The sequence below is a fragment of the Polaribacter batillariae genome (assembly GCF_017498485.1).
Lineage (GTDB): Bacteria > Bacteroidota > Bacteroidia > Flavobacteriales > Flavobacteriaceae > Polaribacter > Polaribacter batillariae.
Genome location: NZ_CP071795.1, coordinates 2180411 through 2190117, shown reverse-complemented (window position 1 = coordinate 2190117; position 9707 = coordinate 2180411). Strand labels below are relative to the sequence as shown.

Here is a 9707-nt window from a genome sequence, read left to right as displayed (position 1 = left end):
ATATGTAATTTTCTTTTCATGGTGCTAATTTTTATTTTTTAATAATTTTTTTTGTAATGCTTTTTCCGTTTTTTAAATGTAGATGAAGAAAATAAACCCCAGCAGGTTTATTCGTTAAATCAACTTCGATTTTATTCGCTTTGTTAAAAGATAAATTCTTTAACAAGGTAGAATTTGTATTATAGATGCGAATTGTATGAATTTGTGTTAATAATTCTTGTTGTACTCGAATAAGCACTTTATTTTCGGTTGGGTTTGGGTACACAGTAAGTTGACTCTCATAAACAGGTTCAATTTCTTCTGTTGGTTCAGCTTCAGCAATAACCTCTTCTTCATGAATTATTGTTTTTTGTTGTTTTCGAGCGGTAGGAGGTGCACAGTAAGAAGGGTCTCCACAATAGAAATTTTGTGTTTGATTTCCTGCAGCATCATAAGAAAGTATAATTTTTGAATCGTTATTTATTTTTAATAATTCATGTATTGTAGGTTCATTACCATTTATCGGATCTATTCTAGGGTCATAAAAATATTGTCTATCTAAAATATTAGTATCATAATATAAATAAGAACGATGTCTTAAAGCAGTAACTGTACTTTTAAGTTTAAAATCGGTTATTGTTCTTACTTTTTCACCTGTTGTACCGTCATAAATACCTCCTGTATTTGTGGTTCCTGTATGACTACTTTTGTGTACATAACCTACCAATAGATACCACCTATTCAATTTGGGTAAATCTCCTGCAAAGAAATAAGGATTGCTATTATATGTTCCATTCAGTCTTAATGAACCGCTAGCATTTGCGTAAAAACCAAGATAGGTGTGCCCATCATTAGAATTTGTTTTTTTTATCCAAATACTATATCGGTAAGATGTGTTGGAATCTATTCCATAAACCCAACTTGTATTCCAGCCACCATCTGCATTACTAGAAGCATCTGGAGTGGCTTTCCATAAGACCACTTCTTCTCCTATATGATTTCTTCCTAATTCTCTACTGTTTTCGGACGTAGCTCCATTTTGACTGAAACCAGAAACTGAACCAAAACCTACCGTCCAAGTGTTTGTATTTAATAAGTTTTGAGAGTTTACTGAAAATGAGGTTACCAAAAAAGCAACCACATAAAATAGTTTTGTTTTCATAGAGGTGTTTTTTAAATTTATTGTTTCTTTTTTATAATTAGAATTGTAAACAATCAAAAAAGATGAACCTAAATCCTAAAGAATAGGAACTGTTTTTATTTTAAAAATCAATATGTTTTCGAAGATTTTAGCAATTCTTTTTATTTTTCGAGATAAATATATAAAATATTTTTTAATTTCCAACTTATTGAAAATGAGATATTTTTTATCTTACCGTTTTAATACTATGTTGATTTTATTGGTAAAAATTAAGGTTTAAAGTTTTTTAGAATATATATTACCTTTTTTACCTAATTATAAAAAATAAAAAAATGAAATCAATTTTTAGATCGTGCTTAATATACAGTCTTAACTATTTTCAATATGTTTTGTAGGAGTTACACCTGTATATCTTTTAAAAACCGTTGCAAAGTAAGAAGACGAACTAAATGATAAATTATAAGCCACATCTTGTATGCTGTTTAACGTATCTAGCAAAAGTTCCTTAGCTTTTTCGATTTTTTTTCTTAAAATATAGTCCGAAGGGGAGTAGCCCATTTCCTTTTTAAACTTGTATTTAAAATGAGATAAAGATAAGTTGCTTAAATGAGCCAACTGCTCCAAAGGAAGTGGTTCTCTAAGGTTACTGTTAATATAAGCACATATATCGGATATTTGCTTACTTATAATTTGATTGGAATGTTTATTTCCAAATTCTAAAACATTCAATAGAAAATGTAGTAAAAGATTTGTTATTTTAATTTTTTCCAATCCATTTATTGGGTGTTTGCAAATTCGATAAATAGTATTAAGGTCATGCTTTAGCCTATCAGAGCCTTTAAATTTCCTTTTTGATTTTAAGTTCATAAAACTTTCTACTAATAATTTCGTATCTTTTCTTGTTAAATTTAAAAGTCTTTGGTTTTTATTAGGAACTTCAATAATTAACCAAAATAAACGTCCGCGTTCTTCGGGGAAACTTTTTGTGCCATGTTTTTCCCCAGGAAAGGTAAGTAAAAGGTCTCCGCCATTTATTCTATAGTCCTCTCCCTGAATATGGTAATATTGCGTACCTTTCTCCAAAAAACATATTTCAATCATATTGTTATGGGTGTGCATTTCCAGGCTTTTGTTCATTTGCCTGTAATTATAAGTTCCCAAAACTTTTATACATTCAAATCCTAAAGCCTCAAAATCAATAATTCGACGTTCGTTGGTTGAAGTCTTGTCAAGTTCCTGCATCTTTGAAATAGTATTATAGTACTAAAATTAATAATATTTTTTTAAATTTTAGCTTTCTTTGGTAATCTATTATCTAAGATAAAGAAATAAGGGTTAAAATGCTTATTTGCTACAAGGTTTAGATATTGAAGTAAATATGTATGCTGTTAAGCATTACCAAACAAAGCAAAAAGAGTATAGATAAAATGCTACAGTTTTATTAAAATGAATTATTTAAACAAAAATAAGATGAAAAAAAAAGTATTTCAGCAAGGTTTAATCCTAACATTCATGTTCTTAGTTACTCTTAGTTTATTTTCAAAAAAAGCACAACGACCAAACATCATCTTTATCATGTCAGATGATCATAGTGTTGGAGCAACAGGAGCTTATGGAAATTCATTGGTGCCAACACCCAATATTGATAGGTTGGCAGACCAAGGGATGATATTTAATAATTGCTTTAATGTTATCTCAATTTGTGGAATGTCTAGTTTTTATAAACCAAGATTGGCAAATGGTGGAAGATGATTTTCATAAAGAAGGTTTCATAGGTATCGATGGTCAAAAATCTCAAAATAAAGACCAATGGAAATTAAGCTTTCTAAATTTAGAAAGCTATAAAAATTCATGGTTACAACAAGCTAAAGAGTTCCATGAAACCGCATGGGAAAAAGATGTACGGGTGTTACAGTTTAAAATACTAATTGTTGAAAAATAAAATAAAAAGAACTTTTAATTTAAATACAACCACTAATGAAAAATACGATACTATTGCTAACTGCCTTACTGATATTTAACTGTACAACAAAAAATGAGGGGGTAAACGCATTAGACCAATTGACGGTTCGAATTTTAGGTAAAGAAAAAGCAAAGAACTTTATTTTTGAAAAAACGGTGTCTATTACAGATAAAGACAAATTTACAATTGATTTTAAAGACGGTAAAGTCCTTATTAAAGGCAATTCCAACATTGCCCTAGCATCAGGATTTAATTGGTATTTAAGATACTTTACAAACTCGCACATCTCATGGGAAACACAACGCATTAACCTGCCTGAAAAATTACCGATAGTAGCAAACCCGGTCACTAAAAAAAGCCCATTTACCTATTCGTATTATCTTAATTACTGCACCTTTAACTATTCCATGGCATTTTGGGATTGGGAACGTTGGGAAAAAGAAATTGATTGGATGGCCATGAATGGGGTTAACTTGCCTTTGGCCATAGTTGGAGTTGAGAGTGTTTGGAAAAAAACGTTAGAGCGTTTAGATTTTACAGAGCAAGAAATTAATGAATTTATACCTGGACCTGCATTCAATGCCTGGTGGCTTATGGGTAATTTAGAAGGATGGGGAGGGCCCATTTCCGACGAATATATCGAGCAACAAGCAACACTACAAAAGAAAATACTATCTCGTATGAAAGAGTTAGAGATGTCTCCCATATTACCAGGCTTTTATGGGATGGTGCCAAACACATTAAAAAACAAGTATCCCGAAGCAGATGTTAGAGACCAAGGTCACTGGGCAGGAGGTTTTAAAAGACCCGCATTTTTATCACCAACCGATCCGCTTTTTAATACCATTGCAAAAATTTATTACGAAGAACTGAAAAAAGAATTTGGAGATGCCAAATACTTTTCTGGAGACCCTTTTCACGAGGGAGGAAGTAAAGAAGGAATAAATTTGACCGAAGCAGGGAAAAATATAGTACATGGAATGCGACAAAGTTTTCCTGAATCTACCTGGGTTTTTCAGGGATGGCAAGGAAGTCCTGTCGAAAAACTTATCAAAGATATTAAAGAAACAGATTTACTTATACTAGATTTAGATTGCGACAATCGCCCCCAATGGGAAGATAGAGAAGGCTGGAAACAAAAGCCATGGATTTGGAACGCCATTATAAACTTTGGAGGAAATACGGGTCTTTTTGGTAGAATGGAAGTACTTGCAGAAGAACCGTTTCGTGCCTTAAATCATAAAGAATATTCAAAAGGACTAAAAGGTATTGGTGCGATGATGGAAGGCATTGAGAATAATTATGTCATGTACGAACTGCTCTTTGAACTAAAATGGCACGACCAAAAGATTAACCTTAACAATTGGCTATCGGCCTATATCGAAAGACGTTATGGAAAAGAAAATAAAAACCTTTATAAAGCATGGCAAATATTAAGAAAAACGGTTTATGGTAAAAAATTAAATAAAACCAAATCTCAACAAGGTACTTCAGAGTCCATTTTATGCGCTCGCCCTGCATTAGAGATAGAAAAGGTATCTTCTTGGGGAACTTCGGAACTCTATTATAACCCATTAGAATTATTACAAGCTTGGACAATTTTTGTAAACCAAGCCCAACATTTTAAAAACAATGAAGGCTTTGAGTACGATTTGTTAGACATTACACGTCAGGTACTTGCCAATCATTCGCAAACTCTACATAAAAACATGGTATCAGCATTTTATAAAAAAGACAAAAAAAACTTTGAAAAAATAGCTGAGGAATTTCTTCAATTGTTAGATGACCAAAATACACTATTAAACAGTAATGAACACTTTATGCTAGGAAAGTGGATAAAAGATGCTCGAGAGAGAGGAACAAATCCATTGGAAAAAGATTTATTCGAGTACAATGCTCGTACCCAAATAACAACTTGGTCTTTTCAAGATTCAAATTTACACGAATATTCGCACAGAGAATGGGCTGGTTTGTTATCTGATTTTTACAAACCAAGATGGGAAATGTTTATTAATTTCTTGAAAGAAAAACTCGATAACAAAAATGCCAAAGCCCCTAATTATTATACTTTTGAAGAAGCTTGGACGAAACAAAAAAACACCTTTCCGTCTAAACCAATAAACAAAACGTTAAAGCAAGTACAAAGGATATATAACAAATACCATAACAAAATAAAAAGCAACTTTTAAACAGACCATAAGATAAATTAACAAATTTAAAAACACCATCCATTTACTTTTAAAGAGGTACCTTATAAAGCAAATAAGTTACAGCAAAAACTTTCGTAAATGGAAAACAGATAGCGGAAACCAGTGTAAATACACTAGGAAAACCAGCAAAAATCGAATTAATTGAAGATGAATCTGGTAAACCACTAGAGGCAAACTGCAATGATGTTGTGTTTATCTATGCTAAGGTATTAGAATAGTAGTAAAATAAAGCCCAGCTGAAAAAGTGGGCTTTATTTTTTAGACCTTTTTAGGTAAAAAATGAAACCAGCAAAATACCTCTGTGAATCTGTTTTGAGAATCGTTGGTTTCAAGAAATTCTTTAGTTTAACAAACATAAATTTTAAGCTGATAAATGTCATGTTTTACTCTAAGAGATATTAAGAACTTTGTATAAAATTAATTTTAAACAATACAAAATGACTAAAATTAGCAAACTTTTAATTTTTGTTTTTATAGCAACAATTTCTACAGCACAAGCACAACTTAAAATTGATGCAGAAATAAGACCCCGTTTCGAGTACAGACATGGTTTTAAAACCTTAATTCCAGATAATACAGATGCAGCTGCATTTGTTTCGCAAAGAACAAGACTAAATACTTCTTACTTAACAAAAGACTTAAACTTTTTTATTAGTTTACAAGATGTGCGAGTTTGGGGAGATGTGCCACAGTTAAATACAGCAGACAATAGCGGTTTAACAGTACACCAAGCATTTGGAGAGTTTTTATTAAATCCGAATATGTCTATAAAATTAGGACGTCAAGAAGTAATTTACGACGACCATAGAATTTTCGGTAACGTAGGTTGGGCACAACAAGCAAGAAGTCACGATTTGGCATTGTTAAAATACAGAAAAGATGCATTTAGTATGGATCTAGGTTTTGCTTTCAACCAAAGCAAAGAAAATATAACAGGTACAACTTTAGTAACACCTAATACTTACAAAGCATTGCAATATGCTTGGTTACATAAAGATTGGAACAATTTTTCTGGAAGTCTTTTATTCTTAAATAATGGAACACAGTTTATAGATGTTACAAACGCAAGCAATAACGAAACAAGATACAGCCAAACTTTAGGGACACACTTAAAATTGAATGAAGGAAAATTTGCAGCCACCAGTAATTTGTATTATCAATTTGGTAACGATGTTGCAAATAACGAGATAAGCGCTTATTTATTAGGCTTAGAAACCACATATAAATTTACAGACAAAACGTTATTTGGTTTGGGTGTAGAATTGCAAAGTGGTAACGAAAACGGAGCACCAAGCAATGGAGAAAACAAAGCTTTTTCTCCTTTTTACGGAACAAACCACAAATTTAATGGGTTAATGGATTATTTTTACGTGGGTAACCACGCAAACAATGTTGGTTTATTAGACCTTTATGCAAAGGCAAACTTTAAACTAAATTCTAAATCGAGCCTAACAGCATTTGTACACCAATTTTCTGCAGCAGCAGCGATTAACAATACAGTTTCAAAAAATTTAGGAACAGAGTTAGATGTTGTTTACGGTTATAATTTCTCTAAAGACATAAAAATAAACGCAGGGTATTCTCAAATGTTTGCTTCTGAAGGAATGGAGGTTTTAAAAGGAAATTCCGACGGAAATACCAACAATTGGGGATGGTTAATGGTAACAATTAAACCCACCTTATTCAGTAAATAAATCATTAAAAATTATAAACAGATTCTTAGATTTTTGCACAAACCTAAGTATTTGTTCTTATGATAATTATCATATTTTTTATCTGTTTAAAACACGATATTGCGAAAGCACAAAACTATTTTAATACTTTAAATCAATTCAAGCAATGCCCATAAAAAGTTATTTAGCACATCCGCAAGAAGGCAAAAAAGAAGATTTATTAAAAGCAATTTCTACGCTAAAAGGCTGTGAAGTTTTGCCTGCAGAAAATAAAGAAGTTTTAGTGCTTGTAACTGAAACCGAAACAGAATTAGAAGATACAATTTTAAAAGAGAAAATAGAGGCGATTAACAGTCTTAAACTACTGGCTTTGGTTTCTGGCTTTCATACACCTATAAAATAAGTAAAAAATGGCAACATCTCTAACTAGCAGACGAAGTTTTATAAAAAAAATGGCAGCTACAGCAGCAATGACAGCAGCTGCAACTATGTTCCCTGGAATTATATTTGCAAGTGAACAATTAGAAGGCATTCCTAACGAAGCAAATCTAGACTGGAAAAAAGGTCCTTGCCGTTTTTGTGGCGTAGGCTGTGGTATTTTGGTAGGTGTAGATAATGGAAAAGCAGTAGCAGTAAAAGGAGACCCAAATTCTTCCGTTAACAAAGGGTTACTTTGTGTAAAAGGATACCACCAAACCATGTGTATTCAATCTAAAGATAGGCTTACACACGCTTTGGTAAAAAAGAACGGTAAATATGTAAAAACACCAATAAACGAAGCTTTAGATATTGTCGCAAATAAAATGAAAGAAACCATTGCAACACATGGTAAAGATGCTGTGGCAATGTTTACCTCTGGACAATCTACCATTCCAGAAGGTTATGTAGCCTCTAAGTTTATGAAAGGAGCCATTGGCACCAATAATTTAGATTGTAATGCGCGTTTATGTATGGCAAGTGCAGTTGCAGGTTTTTTAACAACTTTTGGAGCAGACGAACCAATGGGTTGTTATGAAGATATAGAATATGCAGATTATTTTATCACTTGGGGAAATAATATGGCAGAAATGCACCCTGTACTGTTTTCTAGAATGCTAGAACAAAAAAATAATAGAGGTGCAAAAATAATAGACTTTGCAACCAGAACAACACGTTCAAGTACGGCTTCAGATAAATCTATTTTATTTGAACCACAAACAGATTTAGCATTGGCAAATGCGATTTGTTACGAAATAATAAATAATGGTTGGGTAAATAAATCGTTTGTAGAAAACCATTGTAACTTTAGCAAAGGACTAACAAACATTGGTTATGGTACAGAAGATAAGTTTAAATTTAGCGACAAACCAGAAAAAATAAATTTCGAAGAGTACAAAGCTTTTTTAGAAGATTATACCCCAGAAAAAGTAGCAAAATACGCTAGAGTATCTGTAAAAGATATCAAATATTTGGCAAACATCTACGGAAACCCAAACAACAAGGTCGTTTCTTATTGGTGTATGGGCGTCAACCAACATACTAGAGGAACATGGATGAATAATTTAATATACAACATCCACTTATTAACAGGTAAAATTTCTCAACCAGGAAATGGTCCATTTTCTTTAACAGGGCAACCATCTGCATGTGGTACTGCACGTGAAGTAGGAACTTTTACCCACAAATTACCAAAAGGTGTAGTAACAAACCCTAAACACAGAGAGTTTGCAGCAAAAATTTGGAAAGTGCCTGTAGAAAGAATTCCATCGAAACCAACCTATCATGCAACAGAAATGTTTAGAGCTGTAGATAGAGGCGATATTAAATTTATTTGGACGCAAGCTGTAAACCCATTAGTATCTTTACCACGAACAAGTAGATTTCGACCAGGAATGGAAAAAAAATCTTGTTTTGTGGTCGTTTCAGACGTTTTTCCAACACCAACATCCGATGTTGCTGATGTAATTTTACCAGCAGCTTGGCATATCGAAAAATCTGGATTGTATGGAAATTCCGAAAGAAGAACACAACATTGGAACAAAATGGTAGAAGCTCCAGGAGATGCAACAGCAGATGCTTGGATGTTTATTGAAGTTGCAAAACGTATGGGTTTTGGAGATTTGTTTCCATACTCTAAAGAAAATCACGTAGAAGAAATATTTAACGAATATCGTCAGTTTCATGCAGGTAAAAAACATGGAATGGCACCTTTAGAAGTTTTAAAGAAAGAATCTGGTGCAATTTGGCCTTATGTAAATGGCAAATCTACACAATGGCGTTTCAATGCAAAATACGATCCTGCTTGTAAAGAAGGTACAGAATTCGATTTTTACGGAAAACCAGATGGAAAGGCAATCATTTGGCAACGACCTTATGAACCAGCAGCAGAAGCACCAAACGAAGAATATCCATTTTGGCTAAATACAGGCAGAGTTATCGAACACTGGCATACAGGTTCTATGACACGTAGAATTCCTGTTTTGCACAAAGCAATGCCACAGGCGTATGTAGAATTTCATCCAAAAGATGCCAAAACACTAGGTATTAGAAATGGCGAAAAAATAAAAATAACCTCAAGAAGAGGTTCTTGTGTACTTCCAGCCTCTATCAACGAAAGAGGTTTACCAACACAGGGTCAGGTTTTTGTACCATTTTTTGATGAAAATATGTTAATTAACGATGTTACTTTAGACGCATTTTGTCCTATTTCTAAAGAACCAGATTATAAGAAATGTGCGGTTAAAGTAGAAAAAGTCTAAGCC

8 protein-coding genes are annotated in these 9707 nt (G+C 32.7%); 6 read left to right on the top strand and 2 right to left on the bottom strand.

Features of this window, described 5'->3' with window-relative positions; translation table 11 throughout:
• Window positions 1-31 precede the first annotated feature (31 nt).
• Complete coding sequence (locus JL193_RS09445; protein ID WP_207970572.1) at window positions 32-1141, bottom strand: T9SS type A sorting domain-containing protein; 1110 nt, start codon at window positions 1139-1141, stop codon at window positions 32-34.
• A 348-nt stretch (window positions 1142-1489) separates the two neighbouring features.
• Entirely contained in the window at window positions 1490-2362 is an 873-nt protein-coding gene (locus JL193_RS09440; protein ID WP_207970571.1) for an AraC family transcriptional regulator, read from the bottom strand.
• Between the two features lie 204 nt (window positions 2363-2566).
• On the opposite strand from JL193_RS09440, the gene JL193_RS17205 reads away from it, so the two are divergent.
• The 6 genes from JL193_RS17205 (at window position 2567) to JL193_RS09410 (ending at window position 9704) form a co-directional block, all read left to right on the top strand.
• Window positions 2567-2872, top strand: a complete 306-nt coding sequence (locus JL193_RS17205) for a sulfatase-like hydrolase/transferase (RefSeq protein ID WP_207970570.1) — start codon at window positions 2567-2569, stop codon at window positions 2870-2872.
• Window positions 2859-3062 (top strand): hypothetical protein, encoded by a 204-nt coding sequence (locus tag JL193_RS09430; RefSeq protein ID WP_207970569.1) that lies wholly within the window; start codon window positions 2859-2861, stop codon window positions 3060-3062. The genes JL193_RS17205 and JL193_RS09430 overlap by 14 nt, the downstream gene beginning before the upstream one ends.
• 35 nt (window positions 3063-3097) lie before the next feature.
• Window positions 3098-5272, top strand: coding sequence for an alpha-N-acetylglucosaminidase (locus JL193_RS09425; RefSeq protein WP_207970568.1), 2175 nt, complete (start codon window positions 3098-3100; stop codon window positions 5270-5272).
• Window positions 5273-5730: 458 nt separating this feature from the next.
• Window positions 5731-6987, top strand: coding sequence for an alginate export family protein (locus tag JL193_RS09420; protein WP_207970567.1), 1257 nt, complete (start codon window positions 5731-5733; stop codon window positions 6985-6987).
• Between the two features lie 145 nt (window positions 6988-7132).
• Window positions 7133-7369, top strand: coding sequence for a hypothetical protein (locus tag JL193_RS09415; RefSeq protein ID WP_207970566.1), 237 nt, complete (start codon window positions 7133-7135; stop codon window positions 7367-7369).
• Between the two features lie 7 nt (window positions 7370-7376).
• Window positions 7377-9704, top strand: coding sequence for a molybdopterin-dependent oxidoreductase (locus JL193_RS09410; protein ID WP_207970565.1), 2328 nt, complete (start codon window positions 7377-7379; stop codon window positions 9702-9704).
• Window positions 9705-9707: the final 3 nt, after the last annotated feature.

Coding starts and splice junctions, on each gene's coding strand:
- JL193_RS09445 (WP_207970572.1), bottom strand. CDS start 1,141: ATGAAAACAAAACTATTTTATGTGGTTGCTTTTTTGGTAACCTCATTT.
- JL193_RS09410 (WP_207970565.1), top strand. CDS start 7,377: ATGGCAACATCTCTAACTAGCAGACGAAGTTTTATAAAAAAAATGGCA.
- JL193_RS09425 (WP_207970568.1), top strand. CDS start 3,098: ATGAAAAATACGATACTATTGCTAACTGCCTTACTGATATTTAACTGT.
- JL193_RS09415 (WP_207970566.1), top strand. CDS start 7,133: ATGCCCATAAAAAGTTATTTAGCACATCCGCAAGAAGGCAAAAAAGAA.
- JL193_RS09430 (WP_207970569.1), top strand. CDS start 2,859: ATGGTGGAAGATGATTTTCATAAAGAAGGTTTCATAGGTATCGATGGT.
- JL193_RS09420 (WP_207970567.1), top strand. CDS start 5,731: ATGACTAAAATTAGCAAACTTTTAATTTTTGTTTTTATAGCAACAATT.
- JL193_RS17205 (WP_207970570.1), top strand. CDS start 2,567: ATGAATTATTTAAACAAAAATAAGATGAAAAAAAAAGTATTTCAGCAA.
- JL193_RS09440 (WP_207970571.1), bottom strand. CDS start 2,362: ATGCAGGAACTTGACAAGACTTCAACCAACGAACGTCGAATTATTGAT.